This is a genomic window from Paenibacillus sp. FSL W7-1279, from assembly GCF_037969845.1.
Lineage (GTDB): Bacteria > Bacillota > Bacilli > Paenibacillales > Paenibacillaceae > Paenibacillus_AQ.
In genome coordinates this window covers 7,044,754-7,066,919 of sequence record NZ_CP150215.1, presented here as the reverse complement: position 1 = coordinate 7,066,919, position 22,166 = coordinate 7,044,754, and the positions used below count along the sequence as shown (strand labels likewise).

Below are 22,166 nucleotides of genomic sequence, written 5' to 3'. Positions count from 1 at the left end.
AGGGAGCCATGATCATTATTGAATAAGTCCGAACTGAACCGAATTACGCAAGAGCTTCTACGTCGGTCGGGCAGCAGTGTCACCGTGGAGATGGAGGCGTATTTTCCAGGGGGCCGGTTAATCGGCGGGAAATATGTCATGAATTCGCACAGCGTGACGATGTATACCGAAGTCATACGCCAGCAGTGTCTGCAGCTGTTTGGCACACTTGAGCTGTTTTCTGCCTATTTTGCGGTGGTATTTGCACATGAGCTGGGCCATTCGATGGACCTGACGCTGACAGAACTCTGCGACAGGATGGATCGAACGGGGGATGAATGGGAGCAGAAGCAGATCGCGCTTCAAATCGAGGAAAATGCTTGGAATAACGCCATGCCATGGCTTCAGGATATGGATCCGGAATTCATACGGATCATCGTGGACCGTTCGCTTGAGGCATACCGCGAGGAACCGGCACCAGAAATCGCTTAGGCCTGCATAGGTAATCCAGGTCCAGGTCATAACATAACACAGGCACCCGTCAGGGTGCCTTTTTGGAATGGTAAGAAACTATAAGCTTCAGTATTTACTACCTTGGAGGCACCGTTGAAGGGTCTCTAATATCGTATGTTATACAAGATAAAACCAAAGATGGCAGCCACCACAATGAAGGCACCTGCAGCGGCAAGGGTCATTAAAAAATCACTAAGCAGGCTTTGCTGCCGGATACCGCGCAGCTTCTCCTGCGCTTTTTTCTCCGAGACGTCCTCTTTAATTCGATCCAAATACTCAGGGCCTAGAACCATGGGCTGTCCCTCCCGTAAACGATGTGTAAGCTCATTATACCAGAAATATGTTATTATTGGTTGGATTTAGGTCATAACCGGTATGTAGTCCCATGTTATAAAAAAAGAAGTGAAGCTCGCATGGGCTTCACTTCTTTTAGACAAGGCGTCACTAGAGGGATCGCGGCGTCCGTTCAGCTCTCCGGGTCCAGCTGCTTCAACGGCTCAATGGCCGGCCCTTCAAGCACCTCGCCGTTATAGCGATAGCGTGATCCGTGACATGGGCAATCCCATGAGCGTTCGCCCTCGTTCCATTCCACCTCGCAGCCGAGATGGGTACAGGTCGTATCCACGAGATGGAGATTCCCCTGATCATCCTTGTAAGCCCCGGCGCGCTGACCGTTATGGCGGACGACTGCGCCTTCGCCGGCTTTTAGCTCGGTTATATCGGCGTGGGACATTTCCACCTTGCCGGACACAAAATCCTTCGCAACCAAGGCATTTTGAACGACGAATGTTTTGATGCTCGGATCCGCTTTGAAGCGGGACGGGCTGTATACCTCGGAGTAACGGTTCTCTTTCTCCAGAATTTGATCGCTAATGATCTTCGCGGCTAGAGTGCCTGTCGTCATTCCCCATTTCCGGAAGCCAGTCGCAACAAAGATCCGGTCTTGACTGGACGTGATCGGCCCGATATAAGGCATATTGTCCAGTGTGATCAGGTCCTGAGTCGACCAGCGATATGGAATGGAAGAAGCGCCCAGCAGCTTTCCTGCAAAAAGCTCCAGATTTTCGTAATGCTGATGGGTACAGATGCTGCGGCCCGTCGGGTGATTCTCGCCTCCGACGATAACCAGCTCCTCACCGTCATAAGAAGCTGACCGCAAGGAACGGGTTGGCTGATCCACGCTTAGATACATCCCTCCCGGATAGGCGGTTTCGGGTTTGACAGCAATGGCGTACGAGCGCTCCACATGCAGCCGCGTAAAGAACAATCCCTTCTCGTCAACGAACGGAAAATGAGATGCCGACACGGCGTGATTGCACGTGATCCGATGTCCGCCACGTTTGGTCAGCAGCGTAATAGGTCCATCGGTTTCGGCCTTTTCATCCATGGTCGTGTTCTCATAGATCCGCCCTCCGAGTTTCAGAAATTGTTCCGTCAGATGTTTCAAATACTTCAGAGGATGGAACCGATACTGCCCGGGCATCTTAATGGCTCCCCGAATCGGCATAGGCAGAGGAAGACTGTCCTGCCATTCTCCCGGAATGCCGAGCTTCTCATAAGCTTTGATTTCATCCTCGAGCTTTGTGAGATACTTGTCCTCCTGTTGAGCGTAGATATAGGCATCCTCCAGCTTCAGCCCGAATTTCCCTTCGTCTCCGCCAATAATATCCCTAATGAATTCGATCGCTTCGCGATTTCCTTCGTAGTAGAGCCTTGTCTTCTCCTCTCCAAAATGGTTCATAAATTCATGATAAATCAGCCCATGCTGTGCCGTTACCTTCGCGGTTGTAAAACCTGTTGTTCCGTTCAGTATGCGGCCTGCATCGACGACGACCACATCTTTACCTGCCTTCGCCAGCAGATAGGCTGTGGTGATTCCGGTTATGCCGGCTCCGACGATGGCCACATCCGCTTCGATATCCTCGGCCAAGCGTGGGAAGTCGGGCAGTTCGGTAGTGGCTCTCCACAGCGACACCGGGTATTGCGGCAGTCCTTGGTACGATGAATTGGATGGGTTCATTCACGATTCCTCCTCAGTTTCTAGGGGTCTTGCCCTTAAACTCTGCCTCTGTCTTCATTATTACCACATGGGAATGATTAGAAACGAGCTGATTTCGTTTCGCTGTTTTCTTGCGTTTTCTGGATGATTGTAAATAATTTGGGACATTTGTGCAGAACCTAAGGAAACGAGCGTGAGATTCGGAATTTAGTGAAATGAGGGGTGGTAACATGACCAGCGAACCATATTTAAAGGCAGAGGATGCCAAGAAGTGTCTGCAAGAACATCTACGTAATATCGCAGATATCGAGCAGCGCGAGCTGAAGAATGAAGGGGAGCACACGTTATTGATTTATCTAAAGAGCATGTGCGATCCCATCATGGTCAACGAAAATTTGATTAACCGTTTTTATGAACTGAAATCCTTGGATCTATATGACCAATTCCTCCGGTCCTTTCCCTCAACCGTGGAGCCGAAAGATGAGCAGGAGTTGCTCAGGAATATACTAAGGGGCTGCGTTGCCGTATTTCTCCGGCACAGCGTGCTCCTGTTTGACGCCGTATTGGTTAATGCAGGCACCATTCAGCCTGCCAGTACGGAGAATGTCATTCAGGGTCCCGACGATTCGTTTACGGAAAATATCGAGGTGAACCTGAACCTGATTCGCCACCGTTACCAAACCGCGAATTTAAAGACGGAATTCATGACCGTCGGCAAACTATCGCAGACCCGAATCATCATTATGTACGATGCCTGCAAAGTGGAGGAAACGGTGTTACAGGAGCTTAAAAAGCGATTGTCCGAGCTCAAAGCGGATATTGTGCAATCGGCGTCCGAAATCGAGAGACATACGATGCATCCTAAATTTCGTTTGTATCCGACGCTTATGCTAACCGAACGACCTGACCGGGCCGTACTGAATATCTCCCAAGGAAAGATTGCAGTATTGATGGATTCAACGGGGTATGCGCTTCTCCTGCCGGCCATATTCAATGATTTCTTTACGGCGATGGATGACAAAATCCAGCTTCCCCCGATCGGCTGGTTTCTCAAGGGAATCCGGTATATCGCCTTGTTTGTCACCGTGCTGATGCCAAGCCTTTATGTGGCCTTCACCTCTTATAATCCTGAAATATTGAGGATGCAGGTTACGCTGCTTATTGCCGGAAGCCGGGCTACGGTGCCGTATCCGTCCTTCTTTGAAGTGATTTTCATGCTGCTGGCGATGGAATTTCTGACGGAGGCGAGTGTTCGGCTGCCCAAAGCGATTGGTCAGACCGCTACCACGGTAGGGGGTCTCATTCTGGGAACCGCAGCCACGGAGGCGGGCTTGGTTAGTAACATCATGATCATCCTGGTTTCCGCCGTAGCGATAACAAATTTTGTGATCCCGATAACGATGATGAGCTCAGGCATCCGTGTCACGAAGTATTTGTTCATTGTACTGGCCACCTTATTCGGCTTAGTCGGTATCGTGTTGGGGATGGTGGCCATGATTATGTACCTTACGAGCCTCAGGTCCTTCGGCAAACCATACCTGAAGATGTTTGCTGTGGACTGGAACAAGAAAGGAGATCAGCGAAGTGGTTAGAAATAAATATTTTTATTACCTCTTCCTGCTCAATGCAACCATCAACCTGATTAATTATGTCCCCCGCATCTTGATTACGGATCGCTTTGACGGTGCGCTGATGTCGATTCTTGTGTCCATTCCAATCGGCACATTGTTATTGTTTACTTTCGTAAAGCTGATTCAAAAATTTCCGGGGCAAGGGCTGCCGGAGATTTTTCACTCGGTTATGTCCAAGTGGGTATCCGGCATCCTGCTTTTTTTATACGGACTCGCGTGGTTTTTCTCCAGCGTGATTACCTTGGTCAGTTTCGTTGATATTACCTCTCGCTACATCAGTCCGGATGTGTCTCCCTATATTGTTCTGGTGGGATTTCTGGTGGTGGTTGGACTTAGCGCGAGGCTGGATTCCGAGTCCATTATTTATGCACTGGAGATGATTCTGTACATCTGTGTGCCTATCATCGCCTACATGTCATGGCGTGTCTTCAGCAATCCCTATTTCAGCTGGGATTCCGTAAGGCAAATCATAACCTATGCATGGAATATGCCCAATTATGAAACGGTGGCGGCGGCAACTTTTATTTTTACGGGCTACGTGAACATGGTGGTATTCAACCGAATATTTCACCGGTTCCGAGTACGCCATGTTTGGGCGATTGTGGTGGTCAGTATGCTTACCCTTCTGGTTTCGATCTTTGCACCCATTGGCATATTGGGCGCTGCGGGCGCCGGACAACACGTATATCCTGCCTTCTCGACGGTGGATGCGCTTCGGATTCGTTATTTCATCATTGAACGGATGATTTATGTCTTCTACGTGGTGTATATGTGCCTCTCCCTCGTGAACTCTATCATCCACTGGCATGTAGGTAAGGAACTGATCCTGGGAAGCTTCGGATTAAAGGTCGATAAGGGCAAAGCGATGACAAAAAGGAGGAAAATCGAATGGTGGGTGATTCTCCTCTTTTCCCTGATTACCTTCGGCACATCGTTTATCGTGAATCAATACATATTAAATGATATGGCGGTTGTCTTTCTGGATGTTCGGTTCGCGGGGGAATTCCTGCTCATTGCCCTGTTATTCTATGCGGTATGGAGGAAAAGGAGGAAGAAGGCATGAAAGACCTGAAACGATGGCTGGTCTGGCTCATGTGCTGCTCTTTTTTGTTTCTGTCGGGATGTGATTTTAGAGATATCGATCTCAGACTTTTTGTTGTGTCCATTGGCATTGATGTCTCGAAGGAAAATCCCGGCATGAACCGATTCAGCTTCAAAATCGCGATTCCTTCGGGAGACCCGAAGACCGGGGATAAGAAGTCATTGCTTATTACGCAGGAAGCGACAAGCATCGCTGAAGCGATCAGGGAGGTTAAATCGAAAGTAGATAAGGAGCTTGACTTCGGACATTGCAAGGGAGTTATGTATGGGGAAGCATATGCCCGGGAAAATATCGGTAAAATTCAAGACTGGACCGTTCGGAGGCGAGACATGCAGCTGCTGATGTATCCAGGAGTTGCTGTTCCTACAGCGGAAGCCGTATTAAAGGCTGAACCCCCAACCGAGCGGATCGCCGGAAACGCGATATTTCTGGCGCTCAGTGAGGATGGGACGGAATCCCCGTTCATTACCAAGACATACTCCTTCGATCTGACCCGCCGAATGACGGAGGAAGGAGAAGATCCGGTTATGCCCGTCGTGGAAACGACCGAAGACCAAGTTCTGAATATCAACAAGGTAGCCTTGATGGATAAGAGCAAGGTGAAGGTGATTCTGAATCAGGAGGAAACCAGGCTGTATAACCTGCTCGATCTCCGGAACTTAAGCACCAATTTCGGGACGAGGGTTGAGGGCCAATTGCTTGAAGTGAACACGGACAGGACCCGGGCTAGATATAAGATCATAACGGATAAAGCAGGGGAAGAAACCATTGACTACAAGATTCGGATAACGGCCATTCTGGAGGAGAAGGAGGATCCCGAACAACTGGATCCGAAGGATCTGCGTAAGATCGAAGAGCAATTTAGCAAGGAAATATCCCAATCGGTAAAAAAACTGCTGGAGAAGATTCAAAAAACAGGCCTGGACCCGCTGGGTTTCGGCCTCCGATATGGAGGCACGCACTGGAACAATCAGACGGAGATGGAGGAATGGCGTGCCATTTACCCCCATGTCAAGTTTAATGTATCGGTCAGGTTAAGGATAAAGTCGACCGGTTATAAACGTTAGACAAGGTACAACTGTCTATCGTACAGGAAGATGTTACAATAAAGAATAAGCATCTATCTTGTATGAAGGAGGTTTCACATATGGAATTTAGAAGATTGGGCGGAAGCGGACTGAAGGTTAGCGATATCAGTCTCGGGAGCTGGCTGACGTACGGGGGATATGTGGAACGGGAGAATGCCGTGAAGTCGATTCAGACCGCGTATGGGCTCGGCGTTAATTTTTTTGATACGGCGAATGTGTATGCGCAGGGGGCGGCTGAGGTGGTCGTCGGGGAAACCTTGAGAGCTTTCCCACGAGAATCCTATGTCCTGGCCACGAAGGTATTCGGCAAGATGGGGGACGGACCCAATGATCAGGGCCTTTCCCGCAAACATATCAGAGAGCAGTGCGATGCGAGTCTGAAGCGGCTGGGTACCGATTACGTCGACATCTATTACTGCCATCGATATCATGAAGAAACACCGCTAGAGGAAACGCTGCGGGCGCTGGATGACCTTGTCCGCCAAGGCAAGGTGCTTTATATCGGCGTCAGTATGTGGACCGCTGCCCAGATGGAAGCGGCATTGGCGGTTGCGGACCGCTATTTGCTGGATCGCATCGTGGTGAATCAGCCGCTGTACAACATGTTCGAGCGCAAGATCGAGGAGGAGATCATTCCTTTAGGCGAGAAGAAGGGCATTGGACAAGTGGTCTATTCTCCTCTAGCTCAAGGGCTTCTGACTGGCAAGTACGCCTCCAAGCAAGCCGTGCCGGAGAACAGCCGCGCATCGAAGATTGGAGCAGACCGGCTCAAAATGAGTGAAGACCGCATTCAGAAGGTGCAGGCTCTGGATCTCGTTGCAAGCGAGCTGGGTATGACCGTCGGCCAATTGGCCTTGGCCTGGATTCTGCGTCAGAACAACGTAGCCAGTGCGCTGGTGGGCGCCAGCCGTCCGGAACAGGTGGAAGAGAATGTGAAGGCTTCCGGTATGAAGCTGTCTTCGGATACGCTGACTGCCATTGATGAAATACTGAAGGCAGATTCGAATTAAGAAAGAATCAAATCATTGATTTCGGGGGCGGAGCATACGCGGTTGCGCCCGCTGTCCTTTGCTCGGTACAGCTCGCGGTCCGCTTGCTGAAGCAGCTCCTTGGCATTTTTTGACCGAATCGTATCGGGGTGCACAGCAACTCCAATCGACACGGTGATCCGAATCTTGGTTCCGTCTTCCAGGACAAAGATATGGTCCGCTACGGCAGCCCGGATTCGTTCCGCAATAGCGGCCGTCTCGTCGATGGTCGCTTCTGGAACCAGCACTGAGAATTCTTCCCCGCCGTTGCGGGACACTTCGTCAAAAGAACGGGAATGCTCCCTCATCACTTTGCTGAGCTGCTGCAAAACGGCATCTCCGGCCGCATGGCCGTAGGTGTCGTTTATTTTTTTGAAGTGATCAATGTCCACGACAAGAACACCCAGCCGTTCGCTGAAATGCTGGGCTTCGAGAAAACGTTCCGACAACAGCTGCTCGAACTGGCGCAAATTGTGAAGGCTAGTCAGGTAATCCGTCTCCGCATTTTTCTTCAACTGCAGAAATAGTTGATTGGACGTGTTGATATACTCGGTCAGCATGTAAATGACCACCGTGGCGAGCATGGATATGATGAGGTGCTGCGTAAAGATGGTATACACCTTGTGGTGGTCCGGGATATTCATCCACATAATACATAGGAGCACCAGCATGCTCAATACGCTCATGAGCAGCATTTTGCTTAAACGATTCCAATGGGTACGAGAAAGCGTCCCGCAGATGATCCCGATCAACAGCATGCCGGCTCCCGCAATGGCAGAGGAAGCGGACATGCCGAACAGGATCAGCCGCCCGAGCGCAATCAGCACGCCGGCAATTAGGGACGGAAGCCAGCCCAGGTAGCTGGCGATCACGACAATGGCCAGATGCCGCAAATCCGCAAAAAACCGGGGGTCAATCGGAAAAGAATAATACATCAAGATGATCCCGTAAATGCCAAAGAGGAGTCCGGCGTTGATCTTAACGTTGATGGACGGTGTCACAACGCCTGTTACATATTTTTTGGACAGCAGTCCGGATAAGTATAAGAAAGTCACAAATATACAAAAGTTGGTAAATAGTATATTAGTCATGGGGGATCATTCCTTTCATGTACCTTGCACAAGGTCGGCAAGGCGATGAAGACATTCACCCCCTATTTTATCGGAAAATGGAATTGTATGTCGAATATTAAATGCTTTATTTTGTTAATTTTGAGGAGCCTCTAAAGGCAGGAGAACTTCAAACATCGTTCGTTCCGTATTACTGGTCACCTGAATCGTGCCATGATGGGCATCCACGATGGTTTTGACGATAGCCAAACCAAGGCCGGAGCCGCCGGTTTGATCGGTACGGGATTCATCCGCCCGGTAGAACCGCTCGAACAGATAGGGGATTGCATATGGGGGGATCGGGGGACCGTAATTGATTACCTGTACGACGGCAAACTTCGCATCACTTGATACCTTCAAATCCACCACCCCGGCTTCTCGCCCGTGCCGTACCGCATTGGACAGCAGATTCTCGAAGGTGCGCATCAGCTTATCCCCGTCCGAGGAGATCATGATTTTCTCCGATTCAGGCGTGAAGATGACTTGTACTCCTTCCTGCTGCCCGGTGAGTGAAAAGTCCACGGCCAATTGTGCGAGCAGCTCCACCAAATTAATGTCAACCCGGTTTATCGGGGAGTACCCCATCCGGGTGTATTCAAACAAATCGTTCACGAGTCCGCCCAGGCGCAGCGACTTATCGTACGCGATATCGGTATAATACCGGAGTTCGACTTCATCCTTGTAATGGTCTTCATTGACCAGCCGCAAGTACCCGATGATGGAGGTGAGGGGGGTACGCAGATCATGCGATACGTTGCTGATCAGCTCGTTCTTGGACTGGACCGCCATCCGCTCCTCTGCCAGCGATAGCTTCAGCTGCTTGGCCATTTGATTGATTTGCGTTGCCATCTGGCCCAGTTCGTCATTCGAGCTGACGATAATCTCTTGATCCAATTCGCCCTTTGCCAAACGCTTTGTACCCTCCATTAAGTGATTGATTTGACGAATGGTGCCCTGGCTCAGGAGCAATACCATGCAGATAAACAGCACGATGCCGATGATCGTAGGGATGATGGGAAAACCGAAGAAATCCTCCAGAATACGATCAACTCTGAATAGGGTGTTTACCCAGGGCTCCTTCCAGTATTCCCGGCCGATCAATCGGATGATCTGCTGCGCGAGGAACAGTATGGACAGGGTCAGGGCTCCACCGACAAAAAACAGCGTGATGATTTTCCATTGCAGCTTACGCATGGATTTTGTACCCGACGCCCCATACCGTTTGAATGAGCTTATAACCCAGCTCCTTCTCGAGCTTGTCCCGCAGGTTGCTGATGTGCACCATGACCGTATTATTGGAGACGTAATATTTCTCCTTCCAGACCTGCTGGAAGATATCCTCGGCGCTGAAGATTCTCCCCGGTTGGCGGGCAAGTAAATACAGAATCTCGAATTCTCTTGCCGTCAAAGAGATCGCTTTGCCATTGGCCGTTACCTCATGCGTTGTCCGGTTAATGTCGAGTCCGTCGATCTGGATCCGGTCGCTGTCCTCCCGAAGCAGTTCGGCATTGTACAGGGTGGAGCGCCGCAGCAGTGTTTTGACGCGAGTCGTCAGCTCCAGCGGATTGAACGGTTTGATCATATAGTCATCCGCGCCGGTCATCAGCCCCAGGATTTTATCCATGTCCTCACTCTTGGCGCTCAGCATCAGGATGGGTATGGACGAGGTTTCCCGGATTCTGCGGCAGGTGTCAATCCCGTTCAGCTTTGGCATCATGACATCGAGAATCACGAGATCCACCGTACCACCGTGCGTGGCCATCGCCAGCAGTGCTTCCTCCCCGTCATGGGCTTGGATTACGCGGTAACCCTCATTCTCCAGATAAATGGAGATCAGCCCGGATATTTCTTTATCGTCATCTACGATTAATACGCTTCTCATTGTATATCCTCCAGTAAAACATCCATTGGAAACGATGATTCCATACGAACAGTGTACCCTAAATCAACCGCATAAAGTGCAGATTTGCCTTCAAAATAGCGAGTTTTTGTGCAATTATCGTTTAAAAAGGCCGGCGACGAGATTCGATAAAATGCCTTGACGATCGAATCCGTAATCCATCAGCTTCCGTGTTTCCTTAAACCGCTGATCGGCATCCCCGGTCCCCATCACGACGGATATCAGTCGGTTCCCACCACGCGACGCCGTTCCAGTAAAGCAATAACCGGCAGAGCGGGTATACCCGGTCTTAAATCCGTCATTACCCTCGTAAGAAAATGGCTCGCCAGGAAGCATGAGATTGGTGGTATGCAGGGAAAGCTTCTTCTGCGGTACAGGCAAATCGCGCTGGCTGGTTACCTCGAGCAGATCGGGATGTTTGTTCACCAGCCATCTGGCCAGCATGGCCGAATCCCTGGCCGTCATGACGGTATCTCCTTCGGAGGCCGCTTCGGCAAAAGGAACCAGGTCGGCGGCAGGCAAACCAGATGCATTGGCGAATACGGTCCGATCAGAAAGGCCGATTTCCTTCGCCCGGGCATTCATGGTTTCCACGAAGCGGGCTTCCGACCCGCTGAGATGCTCTGCTATAGCTACAGCAGCATCATTGGCCGAATGAATAATGAGCGCTTCGAACAGCTGCCTCAGCGTATAATGTTCGTCTTCATGCATGCCGATGGCCGAACCGGGCACCTCTGCGGCATATCGGCTAATCGGCACCTTCTCGTCCCAAGCATGCTGCCCGGAACGAACGGCATCCAGCACCAGCAGCTCCGTCATCATTTTGGACATGCTTGCGGGAGGAAGGGGGAGATCGGCATGCATCGCATAAAGCACACGGCCGGTATCTGCATGAATCAGGATGGCCGAGCTCGCTTTGATGGGAGGCGGAATAAATATCTTCGCGATGAACACGACCAACAGAATGACGAGAAACAGCAGAAGGAGCAGACTTAAACGTGCTCGTCCCTTGCGCCGCTTCATTCGTTTGCTTCGAATCGTGCCGGTTTGCTGACGGGATCGTTCGGGGGATGACGGTACTTGATTGGGATACTCGCCTATGGATTCCATGACGGTCGATCGCCTCCTTTGGCGGGTTATACGTTTCATCGTTTATGTATGTTCTAATTCTAACCATACAAGCTAAAGGAATTTTTAATTGAATCTAAAGAAATCTTAAAGATTACCAGCGGCAATTTCGGCAATGGATGTTGACCTTGCGAAGAATAGGATTTATACTTGATCTAAAAATAAATTAAAAGGGTGAATACCTTGAAATCTTTAAATCTGACGACACAACGCCAAGCGGTGTACGATGTCCTTCGGGAATCGCATGATCATCCGACTGCTGCGGACATCATGAACCGGCTGGTGGAGAAAGGATATAATTTGGCGTACGGGACGGTTTATAATTCCCTTCGTTATTTGACGGATAAGCAGTTGATTCGAGAATTGAAGCTGGGCGAGAGCGCGAGTCGGTACGACGCCCGTACGGACGATCATCAACATATTATTTGTGAAGTATGCGGTAAAGTGGACGAGGTCATGACGGAGGTGCCAGAGGATTGGGCTGCTACGGTAGCCGGTGAAACCAATTACGTCATCCATCATGCTCACGTCGTATTCGGGGGGGTGTGTCCAGAATGTCAAACCAAACGGAAGAAATGACGGCACTGGGAACGGTCTATTCGTTTCCTGATTTCCAGTCCGGCAACCTGTATGTTCGTCCGACGACGCCGATGGCGATAGGGGATGCTTGTCCCACAACGCTGCGGGCTGCGTTATTAAGCCGTTCGCCCGGACGGGTGAATGAAATGTTCATTACCTTGACCGAGAACTGCTTCGAGGTGATGATGTTCCGCAAATGGGAACCGCGTCTTCAGTCGGCACTCAATACAGGATTGATTATTGCCGATATGACGGGCTGCCGGAATATGACGGCGTTCAACAAGGAGAAGGAACTCCTGCTGCCTGAGCATTCCTCTATTCCGATTCTGTATCTTGTAGGGGAAGAATTAATGAGCAATGCGGGCTCAAGCCTGTTGAACGAAGAGCTCATGGTATGGCCTGCCCGTTCCAAAGATACGATGATGTATCAGGTGCAGCGAACCATCCGATTGTTCTCACCGGCCGCCGGGTTGTCAGGTGGAGAAGAGGTCATGCGAGGCCTCGTTTATAAAGACTTGTCCATTGATCGGGATAAAATGACGATCCACCGGGGCAGCACTCCGATCCATTTGACCAAGACAGAGTATCATTTGCTGATGCTCCTGCTGGACAGCGAAGGAGCCGTATGCACGCGTGAGGATCTGATGTGCAAAATTTGGGATACGGATTTTATGGGCGGCAGCAACGTAGTCGACGTCCATATCAAAAGCTTGCGTAAAAAGCTGAGCGACAACGCGGGTGCCCCGCGCTATATTGCAACGGTTAGAGGAGTGGGATACCGCCTGGCGGACTAATCCCCCTCCCTTTTTTTTGTTCATTCACCGCACTCTAGAAGGTTCATCCGAACTTCATATTACGATCATAAAAGGGTCATATAACACTCATGCGACAATCATGATCCGATGGATTCTCCAATGATACAATCAATTCATAAATTTAGATTCAGTCTAAAATCAATTATAGAAATGATGGAGGGTTCATATATGGATAGAATGACAACCAATCAAGGGGCTCCGGTCGGAGATAACCAAAACTCCAAAACGGCAGGACGCCGCGGACCGACGCTGCTTGAGGATTATCATCTGATCGAAAAAATCGCCCACTTCGACCGTGAACGGATACCGGAGCGCGTCGTTCATGCCCGCGGGGCAGGTGCGCACGGTACATTTGTTGTGGAGAATGACATGAAGCCTTATACGAAAGCGGCATTCCTGCAGGAAATCGGTCAGGAAACTCCTGTGTTCGTTCGCTTCTCCACGGTTATTCATGGAACGGGGTCACCCGAAACGGCACGCGACCCGCGCGGATTTGCCGTGAAGTTCTATACGGAGGAAGGCAACTATGACATTGTAGGGAACCATATCCCTGTCTTCTTTATTCGGGACGCAATCAAATTCCCCGATATGGTGCATTCCTTGAAACCTTCGCCGGAGACCAATATCCAGGAGCCCGGCCGGTACTGGGACTTCATGACGCTATCCCCGGAATCCACGCATATGATGACCTGGGTGTTCTCCGATCACGGCACACCGGCGAACTATCGCGAGTTGGATGGCTTCAGTGTTCACGCCTTCAAGTGGGTGAATAGCGAAGGCAAAGTGACCTACATTAAATACAAGTGGGAGTCCGCACAGGGCGTGAATACGCTGAATGCAGACGAAGTGGTCGAAGTCCAGGGCAAGGATTTCAATCACGCCACCCGTGATCTTCATGAGCACATTTCAAACGGGAATTTCCCGAAATGGCGCCTGCAGGTGCAGCTGATGTCCCCGGAGGAGATGGATGAATTGTCCTTTGATCCGCTGGACCCTACAAAGACCTGGCCGGAGGATCGCTTCCCGTTCGTAACGGTCGGCACCATGACTTTGAATCGCAATCCGCAGAACTTCTTTGCCGAAGTGGAGCAGGTCGCTTTCTCCCCAAGTGCGTTGGTGCCTGGTATCGAGCCGTCGGAGGATAAATTGCTGCAAGGCCGGTTATTCTCTTATCCGGATACGCAGCGTCATCGACTGGGTGCGAATTATTTGCAGATTCCGATTAACTGCCCATATGCTCCTGTGCGTAATCATCAACGCGATGGCTTGATGAACGTGAATCAAGATCCGTCCCCGGTAAACTATGAGCCGAACAGCTATACAACAGGACCTGTGGAAGATCCGTCTGTAAGTGAAAGCGAGGCACCGCTCATCGGGCGTGTCGTTCGCCAGCGTATCGAGAAAACGGATGATTTCACACAGGCCGGAGAGTTGTATCGTTCATTTACCGAGCAGGAGAAGGATCATCTGATCCGCAATCTGGTTGATGACTTGAGTCAGGTCAAATCCGATATCCAGCTCCGTGCTGTATGCAATTTCTTCCGTGCGGACGCGGAATACGGCGCACGACTGGCTGCCGGGCTTGGTGTAGACCTAAGCGCATTCATACCTTCCAATCAGCAGAAGTAATGTAGTTTAAACGTATAAGAGCCAGCCATCTTGGTTTCCGCAGTGCAGGATGGATGGCCTTTATATAAACGGTGATCTAGGATTGCCGACAAGAGGGGTACCCGTTTAACAGGGTATCCCTCTTTTTATGGAATTAATTACCTATACCTACTGCATAATGAATGGTTCAGGAGATGCCGATAAGTTGAAGGGAGTATTTTTATAGAAGACAGGCGAGATTCACTGCAGTTTAGAAAGGAAAGAAACCCATGAAGAAAAAAAGTGCTAATCGTATTCGAAGAAATCTGATCCTCACATTTCTCCTCGTGCTCCTTGTGCCCAGCTGCGCCATCGGTTTTATCACCTACCGTGACGCCAAGGGAACGATCGAGGATGAAATTCTCCGCAGTGCATCGCTGAGTGTTGATACGGCGAATGAGATCATTAACCACACGCTGCAATCCAAGTTTGATGACCTGAATTATTTAAGCACCACGATGAAGTCCGCGGAAATCGACAAGGAACTTAAAGCGCAAGCAGGTTCAACTATCCATGCACTGAAGCAGTACTTGGGACTTCATCCGGATACGGTAGACGTATTTATCGGTACGGCGCAGGCTGGAATTATCAAGGCATCGAGTGAAAAGCTGCCGCCGGGCTATGACCCTAGACAAACCGGCTGGTACCAGGAGGCAATGAATGCATCGGGCCAACCGATTATTACAGCCCCTTATGCTTCGAATGCAGGCTCACTGATTGTTGTAACGATCGCCCAGATGCTGCCTGACGGCAAAGGCGTCGTGGGCATTGATCTCAACCTCGGCAGCATCCAGAGTCTGGTCGAGGTGCAGGTAGGTAAAGAAGGCTACACGATGGTGCTGGATCAAAACCACAAATATTTGTTTCACCCCGATTATGAAGCAGGGACGGACGCGTTGGCTGAGGAAACCTGGATCTCCAAGATGTATGAGCAGCCGACCGGTCATTTTCACTATGTTCATGAAGGCATGGAGAAACAATTGAATTACATTACAAATGAACGAACCGGCTGGAAAATTGCCGGGACCATGTATGTTCAGGAAGTCGCCGACGCCGTTAATGGCATCCGCCACACGATGATTGTGGTCATGACCGTGTCGCTGCTAACCGCCTTAATTCTGGTGACTTGGAATGTAAGCTCAGTGATCAAGCCGATCCGCCGTATGCGCCAAGCGACCGAGGTCATTAGCGGGGGGGATCTGACGCTTCGCATGAAAGGCTTCAAGCGAGATGAGATTGGAGAATTGGCCGATCACTTCCAGCAGATGGTGGATAGTCTCAGAGACATGGTTCACGGGGTTAAGGCGATGACGGAGAATGTTTCCGCATCTTCCGAGGAATTGTCCGCAAGCGCCCTGCAAAATACAAGCGCCGTCGAGCATGTCACATCTTCCATTCAGGAGGTGGCCGCCGGCAGCGAACGCCAGTTGAACGCCGCGGAGGAGATTCTGAAGCGCATCCTTCAAGTATCCAGGCATGCCGATGAGATTGCAGAAGTGTTGGAGAAGGTTACAGATGCCATGAACCAGACGGAGGAATTAGCTCAGGAAGGGAACAAGACGGTGATTACCGCAGCAGCGACGATGCAGGATATCGATCATGCGATGAACGATTTGAATGGGGTTATCCATCAGCTGTCTGAGCGGACCGAGGAGATCGGCGGTATCGCTTCGGCCATTACCGACATTGCCAAGGAGACAAGCCTACTGTCGCTGAATGCCTCGATCGAGGCTGCGAGAGCCGGGGAGCAGGGCAAAGGATTTGCGGTTGTGGCCGCCGAAATCCGTAAGCTTGCGCAAAGGTCGGAAAGCTCAGCGGATTATATATCAGGGCTGATTGCAGGGATACTTGCAGAAGTGGAACGAACCATGGAGGTGACGGAAGCCGCCAGGCAGAAGGTGTCGGACGGCGTTGACGCAGCGGATCTGACCGGACGCTCCTTCTCCCGTATCAAAAAGGCCGTGAATACGGTGTCCGGCCAGGTAAGAACCACTTCGAAAGCGGCTAAGGAATTGGCACAAGATACGGCCTCCACGAAAAAGTCCGTTGAAGATATCCGCGGGGTGTCTGAGCAAACGTCCAGCCAGACTCAGACGATATCGGCTGCCTCTGAGGAACAGCTTGCTTCCATGGAAGAGGTGAGCGCGTCTGCTGCAGATTTAAGCCGGTTAGCCGAAGAACTGCAGGAGATGGTGAAACGCTTCAAGATTTAAGAGTTTCCGGGGCGTGCAGTATGTCTCGAATATTTCATGTTGAAGCAGCAAGGGAACTTATATTCCTTTGCTGCTTTTTGGTTTGTGGCAGGAAAGGGGGGCTTTTTGAAGAATAAGACCAAAGTGACTTTATCTATAGGAGCAGGGCCTTTATACTGGAGTCAACTGCTAGAAGCGTAAGATTAACGGATCTACAAGCTAGAAATGATGAGAGTGGGGCATATAACATGGCACAGCATATGAAAGATCGGATCGTCGCTTTGGCTGGTCCGCGCAAGGCGGCAGACATGGCTAAGCTGGTGGAGAAGATGGGAGGAACCGCGCTGCTTCGTCCGGCCCAGGGAACCGTATTTTTGGATGATGAAGTATTGCGTCGTTCGATCGAAGCTTGGCTCAAAGCGCCTGCACCGTGGGCGATATTTACGACGGGAATCGGCCTGGAGGCCATTTATGATACGGCCGAACAGATGGGCCTTTTGGATACATTAAATGAAACGCTGCAGCGCACCTCGATTGCGGCAAGAGGGTACAAAACGGCAAATGCGCTGAAAAAACGCGGGCTGGTGCCGGTCGTAAGAGATGATGACGGCAGTACATCGGGGCTGATCCGGTCACTTGCGCCGCATGACTTGTCGGGCAAGCGCGTCATTCTGCAGCTGCACGGCGAATCTGCCCCTAAGCTGGTGGAGTGGCTGGAGAGTCGCGGGGCGGTAGTAGAGCAGATCCTGCCGTATAAGCACATTCCGCCGCTGGAGGAGGATGTTTCGCAGCTCGTGGACGAAATTGTGGGCGGCAAGGTTGATGCGGTTGCTTTTACAAGCGCGCCCCAGTTCCGTTTTCTTGCGGATTATGCACGTGCCCACGGCAAGCTGGAGGCTGTGCTTGAGGCATTCCGCGGACCGGTCCTGGCCGCCGCTGTCGGCAAGGTTACGGCACAGGGACTCCGCGAAGAAGGCATTGAACGCATGGTGGTTCCCGAGGAAGAGCGAATGGGCAGCATGATGGTGGCGCTTGGCCGCTACTTTGCTCAAAACCAAGAATAATGTCATGATATAACGTAATAAAGTTGGGGAGATTTCATTCCATGCCAGCTTCTTCATGCATGTTCATAAGGATCATGTGAAATATTGAGTAGTAAATAGGAGGATGACCGATGGATAAGAGAAAAGCATTGCTGCTTGGCAGCTACACCCACCCGAAGTTTCATCCGCTGCAAGGCATCGACAAACAAGTGACACACCTGCTGAACGACATGTTCACCGTGCAGTGCACGGAAAATCATAAAATGCTGCATGAAAGCAATCTCTACCCTTACGAGCTCTGCATCGCCTACAGCGACCTATGGGATGAGCGCGTCTCGCCTCGCCAGACCGCAGGCCTGTTGTCTTACGTAAGCGGCGGCGGCGGCTTGCTCGTGATTCATAACGGCGTTACGCTGGCCAATCGTTATGAGCTTGCGCAGCTGATCGGCGCCCGTTTTGACGGACACCCGCCCATGGAGAAGCTGTATTTCGTTCCAGGGGAGACCGATCACGATATTACGGAAGGCGTTGAGCCTTTTGTGCTCGATGAGGAGCCTTACCGTTTCATATTCAGTCCGTTTACGGAAAAAACCGTGCTGCTGCATTATGAATATGAAGGGAAGCAGTGGCCTGCCGCCTGGTGCCATACGTATGGCATCGGACGCGTGGTTTTCTTGATGCCGGGCCACCATGAGCCGTCATTTCTTCAGCCTCAGCTGCGTTTGATGATTACGCAAGCGGCCAAGTGGGCTGCACGCGTTCCGGGTTAAGAAGCCATTTCGATAGGATCGGTAGGAGGGACGCGCTTGAGCGGGAAGATATTAATTGTTGAGGATGAAGCGAAAATATCCCGATTGCTTGAAATCGAGCTGGAGAGTGAAGGATATCAGGTGACCAAGGCAGACAACGGGCTGGATGCGCTGGAGGCATACCGCAGTCAGGACGTGGATTTAATTCTGCTGGATGTCATGCTCCCCGGGATGAGCGGAATTGAGCTGCTGCGGCGCATCCGTGCCCATGACTCCCACACAGCCGTGCTGCTGCTGACAGCCAAAAGCTCCGTTGAGGATAAAGTATCGGGGCTTGATCTAGGAGCCAATGATTATATAACGAAGCCGTTTCAGATCGAAGAGCTGCTGGCGCGGATTCGTGCTGCGCTGCGGCTTCAGGGTAAGCAGGATCCGGAAGAGCAGGCGGCAGGAGAGTGGCTTACGGCAGCGGATTTGAAATTGAACGAAGGCACGCGGGAAGTCATTCGCGATGGCAGAAGGATCGATCTGACGCCGCGTGAATTTGACTTGCTCGTCTATTTACTGAAGAACAAACGGCAGGTGCTGAACCGCGAGCAGATACTCGCTGCCGTATGGGGATACGATTATTATGGCGACACCAACGTCGTCGATGTATATATACGATACGTCCGCAAAAAAATCGATCATGATAGCGCATATGAGCTCATTCACACCGTCCGCGGCGTCGGCTACGTGCTCAAAGAGACCCCATGAAGCTGAGCAGTAAAATCCACCTCTATTCGTCGGTGCTGATGGCGGCCATTCTGATAGTCATGAACTTATCCGTGTACTATGTGTTTAGCAAAATGACGGTGGACAGCCAGCTGGAGCAAGCGGAAGCGGAGGACTCCAGAATCTCGCGGGAAATGGCCAAAGCCGCGGATAGTATCCCGACGAGCGATCTTCTACGAAGCTATGTCCCTCTGGACGGGAAGATTCAATTGCTCGGGCCGGATGAAAGCTATCCGTCCACTTCAGTGACTTCCTCCGGTGAGGATATGGATGAGCTTAAGCTGCCGTACGATACGCAGAAGCAGGTGAAGGTCGTTGAGTATGATAATATCCGGTATACGATGGTTTCCCTGCCTATCATTTGGAGAGACGGGATCGTGGTTAATATACAGGTGGCCCGCAGTCTTGCCGCTACGATGGAGACGCTCCAAGTGCTGCGAATCGTACTGGTTGCCGTAACCGCGATTGCCTTGGTTCCGGTCATCCTTTCGACGCGGATACTGGGACGTTTGATCGTCCAGCCGATTACGGCTTTGATCCGTACGATGCGGGAGATCCGGCAAAGCGGGCGGTTCCGGCGAATCGAGCTGAAGGAGAAATCCAAGGATGAATTGGTGGAGATGGGGGCTGCGTTCAACGACATGATAACGCTGCTGGAGAGCAATCATGCGAGGCAGGAGCAATTCGTGTCCAACGCTTCCCATGAGTTAAAGACGCCCCTTACCATCATCGAGAGCTACGCAAGTTTGTTAAAGCGGCGAGGTCTGGACCGGCCGGAGCTGTTCATGGAGTCCGTGGAAGCGATCCATTCGGAAGCGATCCGGATGAAGGAGATGACGGAGCAGCTGCTGCTGCTTGCCCGCAATCAGGATCAGTGGCAGGTCGAGATGGAGCAGGTGGATCTCGTGGCATTATCGGAGTCTTCCGCGCGTGCCTTCCGCGATGCCTATAACCGCACGGTGGAGGTTGAAACCGATGGCGAGGTTCTCGGCTGGACGGACGGCCGCAGGCTCAAACAGCTCTTGTTCATTCTGCTGGATAATGCGCGCAAGTACAGTGACGAACATATTGTCATTCAGGTTGGCAGGAAGCCATCGGAGGTTTATATTCGGGTCATCGACCGCGGAATCGGCATTGCCAAGGAGGAGCTGGAGCATGTGTTCGACCGTTTCTACCGGGTGGACGAGGCTCGTACCCGCCGGGGCGGGGGGGCTGGTCTTGGTCTGTCCTTGGCTAAGGATATCGCTGAGGCCATCTCGGCTTCGATCGAGCTGGATAGCCTGCCGGGTGTCGGTACAACCGCCACAATCCGGCTGCAAGAATCGAAATAAAAGGCCAAAAACATTCCTTTTTCTCATCGTATTCTAACCATGCTGCGCTATACTGACGGTAAAGACAGATTGTATCCGAGGTGATTCGATGCGTAAAAAAGTCAGTCTGCTGTTGGGTATCGTGATGCTGGTAGCGGTTATGATTATTGTGAATGCGGTATGGAGTCCTTTTAGCCGTTCTACTTCCGCTATGTCAATGGATGAAGTGGTGGAGGAGGTGCTCTCCCAATATCCTGGCGGCGAAATAACGAAGACCGCGCTGGACGGCGGGGTGTATCGATTAGAACTTCAGTCGGCTACCGGAACATATGAGATGACGGTGGATGCTCGTCAAGGTGATATCGTGTCCATAGAGCAGCGGGATAAGACCGCTGTGAAGCCAGATCCTGAACCGGGTGGGCCAAGGGAGCCGGATCAGCCAACGGAACCGGATCCAGACAATCCTCCTTCCGAGCCAGCGGATAACGGTGGCAAGGGAGCAGCGGAGGGAGCTGGGGACGGGGAAAGTGGAAATGGAAGCGGCACTTCGGAACCACCTGCAACGATGATTACCAAAGAATACGCGATCAAGCTTTCTTTAGAGAAGGTACCGGGAACGGTGGAAGATGTGGAATATCGCGAGAGTAAGAGCAGCCGTTACTATCTGGTGGAGATTGAGAGAGCGGACGGGCGCGAAGCGACCATTCAAGTCCATGCCATTACCGGTAAGATCATGACAGTGACTTGGGATGATGAGGACGACGATGAATAAATGAGAGGTCTTGTCCGCGTTTTCTCATCGTTTTCTAATCTTTCTCTCCGAAAGCTCTCATGTTGAGAGGGTATATTGGGTTTGTAGAAATCAACAGGAGAGAATAATGAGGAGGCGTAAGATGATGAAGAAGAAAATATGGTGGGCAGGCGCACTGTCCGTAGCTATCGCGGCAAGTGGAGTATACGGTTATAACGCTGTACAGGCGGCAGGATCAGGACATACGACTGCAGCGGGAACACAGGCAGCAGCGAAGCAACAGCAGCAGTTGATCGGAATGGAAAAAGCGGAACAATTGGCACTGGCTGCTGCCAGCGGCAAAGTGGAGAGCATTGATATAGACCGGAAAAAGGGCAAGCTGGTATACGATGTGGAGATCCAGCAGAATAACCGGGACGTGGATGTATGGATTGATGCTTATAACGGCAAATCCCTTGGTGTAAGAGTGGACCGGGATGACGATGATGATGATCGTGATAAACTTCCAGGCAATCTGATCGGTGCCGGCAAGGCATCCGCTATCGCTGTAAAACACGCTAAGGGCGGTACGGCTGTAGAAGTGGATCTGGACCAAGATGACGGCAGATGGGTGTATGACGTCGAAGTGAAGACAGCAAACGGATCATCTGACGTAGAAGTCCATGCGATCAGCGGTAAAGTGATCAAGGCGGAGTATGAGAAATACGACGACCATGATGACGACGATGACGAACATGATGATGGCTATGATGACCATCACGATGGGGATCATGATGATCGCGATGATCATGACGGGGATGACGACTAAGCCATTTCTTCATCTTATGAG

The 22,166-nt window shown here is 51.2% G+C and carries 21 protein-coding genes; 15 read left to right on the top strand and 6 right to left on the bottom strand.

The window, feature by feature from the left end; translation table 11 throughout:
- Positions 1-18: 18 nt before the first annotated feature.
- Positions 19-471: a hypothetical protein gene (locus tag MKY82_RS32035; protein WP_194539997.1), complete on the top strand. Its 453-nt coding sequence runs from the start codon at positions 19-21 to the stop codon at positions 469-471.
- Positions 472-596: 125 nt separating this feature from the next.
- Here MKY82_RS32035 and MKY82_RS32030 read toward each other — a convergent pair whose 3' ends face one another.
- Both MKY82_RS32030 and MKY82_RS32025 read right to left on the bottom strand, forming a co-directional pair.
- Positions 597-785, bottom strand: a complete 189-nt coding sequence (locus MKY82_RS32030; protein ID WP_071218804.1) for a hypothetical protein — start codon at positions 783-785, stop codon at positions 597-599.
- 173 nt (positions 786-958) lie between these two features.
- On the bottom strand, positions 959-2,512 hold the full coding sequence (locus MKY82_RS32025; protein ID WP_194539996.1) for an FAD-dependent oxidoreductase: 1,554 nt from the start codon (positions 2,510-2,512) through the stop codon (positions 959-961).
- 209 nt (positions 2,513-2,721) lie between these two features.
- On the opposite strand from MKY82_RS32025, the gene MKY82_RS32020 reads away from it, so the two are divergent.
- From MKY82_RS32020 to MKY82_RS32005, 4 genes are all read left to right on the top strand, one after another.
- Positions 2,722-4,083, top strand: coding sequence for a spore germination protein (locus MKY82_RS32020; RefSeq protein WP_339220421.1), 1,362 nt, complete (start codon positions 2,722-2,724; stop codon positions 4,081-4,083).
- Positions 4,076-5,185 (top strand): GerAB/ArcD/ProY family transporter, encoded by a 1,110-nt coding sequence (locus MKY82_RS32015; RefSeq protein ID WP_194539994.1) that lies wholly within the window; start codon positions 4,076-4,078, stop codon positions 5,183-5,185. Before MKY82_RS32020 ends, MKY82_RS32015 begins: the two co-directional genes overlap by 8 nt.
- Positions 5,182-6,291 (top strand): Ger(x)C family spore germination protein, encoded by a 1,110-nt coding sequence (locus tag MKY82_RS32010; RefSeq protein ID WP_339220419.1) that lies wholly within the window; start codon positions 5,182-5,184, stop codon positions 6,289-6,291. Before MKY82_RS32015 ends, MKY82_RS32010 begins: the two co-directional genes overlap by 4 nt.
- 80 nt (positions 6,292-6,371) lie before the next feature.
- Positions 6,372-7,322, top strand: a complete 951-nt coding sequence (locus MKY82_RS32005) for an aldo/keto reductase family protein (RefSeq protein ID WP_194539993.1) — start codon at positions 6,372-6,374, stop codon at positions 7,320-7,322.
- On the opposite strand, the gene MKY82_RS32000 is transcribed toward MKY82_RS32005, so the two are convergent.
- From MKY82_RS32000 to MKY82_RS31985, 4 genes are all read right to left on the bottom strand, one after another.
- Positions 7,319-8,431 (bottom strand): diguanylate cyclase, encoded by a 1,113-nt coding sequence (locus MKY82_RS32000; RefSeq protein ID WP_194539992.1) that lies wholly within the window; start codon positions 8,429-8,431, stop codon positions 7,319-7,321. The two genes, MKY82_RS32005 and MKY82_RS32000, sit on opposite strands and share 4 nt — an antisense overlap.
- Before the next feature lie 114 nt (positions 8,432-8,545).
- The gene (locus MKY82_RS31995) at positions 8,546-9,643 is read right to left on the bottom strand and encodes a HAMP domain-containing sensor histidine kinase (protein ID WP_194539991.1); all 1,098 of its coding nucleotides are present in this window, start codon (positions 9,641-9,643) and stop codon (positions 8,546-8,548) included.
- A complete protein-coding gene (locus tag MKY82_RS31990) occupies positions 9,636-10,331 on the bottom strand; it encodes a response regulator transcription factor (RefSeq protein WP_071218812.1) in 696 nt (231 codons plus the stop codon). The genes MKY82_RS31995 and MKY82_RS31990 overlap by 8 nt, the downstream gene beginning before the upstream one ends.
- Before the next feature lie 114 nt (positions 10,332-10,445).
- Entirely contained in the window at positions 10,446-11,459 is a 1,014-nt protein-coding gene (locus MKY82_RS31985) for a D-alanyl-D-alanine carboxypeptidase family protein (RefSeq protein WP_220687261.1), read from the bottom strand.
- A gap of 201 nt (positions 11,460-11,660) precedes the next feature.
- On the opposite strand from MKY82_RS31985, the gene MKY82_RS31980 reads away from it, so the two are divergent.
- The 10 genes from MKY82_RS31980 to MKY82_RS31935 all read left to right on the top strand — a co-directional run bounded on the left by MKY82_RS31980 (position 11,661) and on the right by MKY82_RS31935 (position 22,145).
- Positions 11,661-12,056 (top strand): transcriptional repressor, encoded by a 396-nt coding sequence (locus tag MKY82_RS31980; protein WP_071218814.1) that lies wholly within the window; start codon positions 11,661-11,663, stop codon positions 12,054-12,056.
- Positions 12,032-12,850: a winged helix family transcriptional regulator gene (locus MKY82_RS31975; protein ID WP_194539989.1), complete on the top strand. Its 819-nt coding sequence runs from the start codon at positions 12,032-12,034 to the stop codon at positions 12,848-12,850. Before MKY82_RS31980 ends, MKY82_RS31975 begins: the two co-directional genes overlap by 25 nt.
- Before the next feature lie 189 nt (positions 12,851-13,039).
- Positions 13,040-14,500 carry a catalase gene (locus tag MKY82_RS31970; protein WP_220687262.1) on the top strand — a complete coding sequence of 487 codons (1,461 nt, stop codon included), beginning with the start codon at positions 13,040-13,042 and terminating at the stop codon, positions 14,498-14,500.
- A 248-nt stretch (positions 14,501-14,748) separates the two neighbouring features.
- Positions 14,749-16,731 (top strand): methyl-accepting chemotaxis protein, encoded by a 1,983-nt coding sequence (locus MKY82_RS31965; RefSeq protein ID WP_220687263.1) that lies wholly within the window; start codon positions 14,749-14,751, stop codon positions 16,729-16,731.
- Between the two features lie 227 nt (positions 16,732-16,958).
- A complete protein-coding gene (locus MKY82_RS31960; RefSeq protein WP_339295067.1) occupies positions 16,959-17,774 on the top strand; it encodes a uroporphyrinogen-III synthase in 816 nt (271 codons plus the stop codon).
- Positions 17,775-17,884: 110 nt separating this feature from the next.
- Positions 17,885-18,523 (top strand): ThuA domain-containing protein, encoded by a 639-nt coding sequence (locus MKY82_RS31955; RefSeq protein ID WP_071218819.1) that lies wholly within the window; start codon positions 17,885-17,887, stop codon positions 18,521-18,523.
- 36 nt (positions 18,524-18,559) lie between these two features.
- Positions 18,560-19,258, top strand: a complete 699-nt coding sequence (locus MKY82_RS31950; RefSeq protein ID WP_194539985.1) for a response regulator transcription factor — start codon at positions 18,560-18,562, stop codon at positions 19,256-19,258.
- On the top strand, positions 19,255-20,607 hold the full coding sequence (locus MKY82_RS31945; protein ID WP_339295066.1) for a HAMP domain-containing sensor histidine kinase: 1,353 nt from the start codon (positions 19,255-19,257) through the stop codon (positions 20,605-20,607). The genes MKY82_RS31950 and MKY82_RS31945 overlap by 4 nt, the downstream gene beginning before the upstream one ends.
- An 88-nt stretch (positions 20,608-20,695) precedes the next feature.
- Positions 20,696-21,358: a PepSY domain-containing protein gene (locus MKY82_RS31940; RefSeq protein ID WP_194539983.1), complete on the top strand. Its 663-nt coding sequence runs from the start codon at positions 20,696-20,698 to the stop codon at positions 21,356-21,358.
- A 121-nt stretch (positions 21,359-21,479) separates the two neighbouring features.
- The gene (locus tag MKY82_RS31935; protein ID WP_339295065.1) at positions 21,480-22,145 is read left to right on the top strand and encodes a PepSY domain-containing protein; all 666 of its coding nucleotides are present in this window, start codon (positions 21,480-21,482) and stop codon (positions 22,143-22,145) included.
- Positions 22,146-22,166 lie beyond the last annotated feature (21 nt).

Excerpts from the sequence above, each read along its gene's own strand:
- MKY82_RS32025 (WP_194539996.1), bottom strand. The coding sequence starts at position 2,512 with ATGAACCCATCCAATTCATCGTACCAAGGACTGCCGCAATACCCGGTG.
- MKY82_RS32005 (WP_194539993.1), top strand. The coding sequence starts at position 6,372 with ATGGAATTTAGAAGATTGGGCGGAAGCGGACTGAAGGTTAGCGATATC.
- MKY82_RS31960 (WP_339295067.1), top strand. The coding sequence starts at position 16,959 with ATGGCACAGCATATGAAAGATCGGATCGTCGCTTTGGCTGGTCCGCGC.
- MKY82_RS31935 (WP_339295065.1), top strand. The coding sequence starts at position 21,480 with ATGATGAAGAAGAAAATATGGTGGGCAGGCGCACTGTCCGTAGCTATC.
- MKY82_RS32020 (WP_339220421.1), top strand. The coding sequence starts at position 2,722 with ATGACCAGCGAACCATATTTAAAGGCAGAGGATGCCAAGAAGTGTCTG.
- MKY82_RS32000 (WP_194539992.1), bottom strand. The coding sequence starts at position 8,431 with ATGACTAATATACTATTTACCAACTTTTGTATATTTGTGACTTTCTTA.
- MKY82_RS31955 (WP_071218819.1), top strand. The coding sequence starts at position 17,885 with ATGGATAAGAGAAAAGCATTGCTGCTTGGCAGCTACACCCACCCGAAG.
- MKY82_RS32030 (WP_071218804.1), bottom strand. The coding sequence starts at position 785 with ATGGTTCTAGGCCCTGAGTATTTGGATCGAATTAAAGAGGACGTCTCG.
- MKY82_RS31940 (WP_194539983.1), top strand. The coding sequence starts at position 20,696 with ATGCGTAAAAAAGTCAGTCTGCTGTTGGGTATCGTGATGCTGGTAGCG.
- MKY82_RS31990 (WP_071218812.1), bottom strand. The coding sequence starts at position 10,331 with ATGAGAAGCGTATTAATCGTAGATGACGATAAAGAAATATCCGGGCTG.
- MKY82_RS32010 (WP_339220419.1), top strand. The coding sequence starts at position 5,182 with ATGAAAGACCTGAAACGATGGCTGGTCTGGCTCATGTGCTGCTCTTTT.
- MKY82_RS31975 (WP_194539989.1), top strand. The coding sequence starts at position 12,032 with ATGTCAAACCAAACGGAAGAAATGACGGCACTGGGAACGGTCTATTCG.
- MKY82_RS31995 (WP_194539991.1), bottom strand. The coding sequence starts at position 9,643 with ATGCGTAAGCTGCAATGGAAAATCATCACGCTGTTTTTTGTCGGTGGA.
- MKY82_RS31970 (WP_220687262.1), top strand. The coding sequence starts at position 13,040 with ATGGATAGAATGACAACCAATCAAGGGGCTCCGGTCGGAGATAACCAA.
- MKY82_RS31945 (WP_339295066.1), top strand. The coding sequence starts at position 19,255 with ATGAAGCTGAGCAGTAAAATCCACCTCTATTCGTCGGTGCTGATGGCG.
- MKY82_RS31985 (WP_220687261.1), bottom strand. The coding sequence starts at position 11,459 with ATGGAATCCATAGGCGAGTATCCCAATCAAGTACCGTCATCCCCCGAA.
- MKY82_RS31965 (WP_220687263.1), top strand. The coding sequence starts at position 14,749 with ATGAAGAAAAAAAGTGCTAATCGTATTCGAAGAAATCTGATCCTCACA.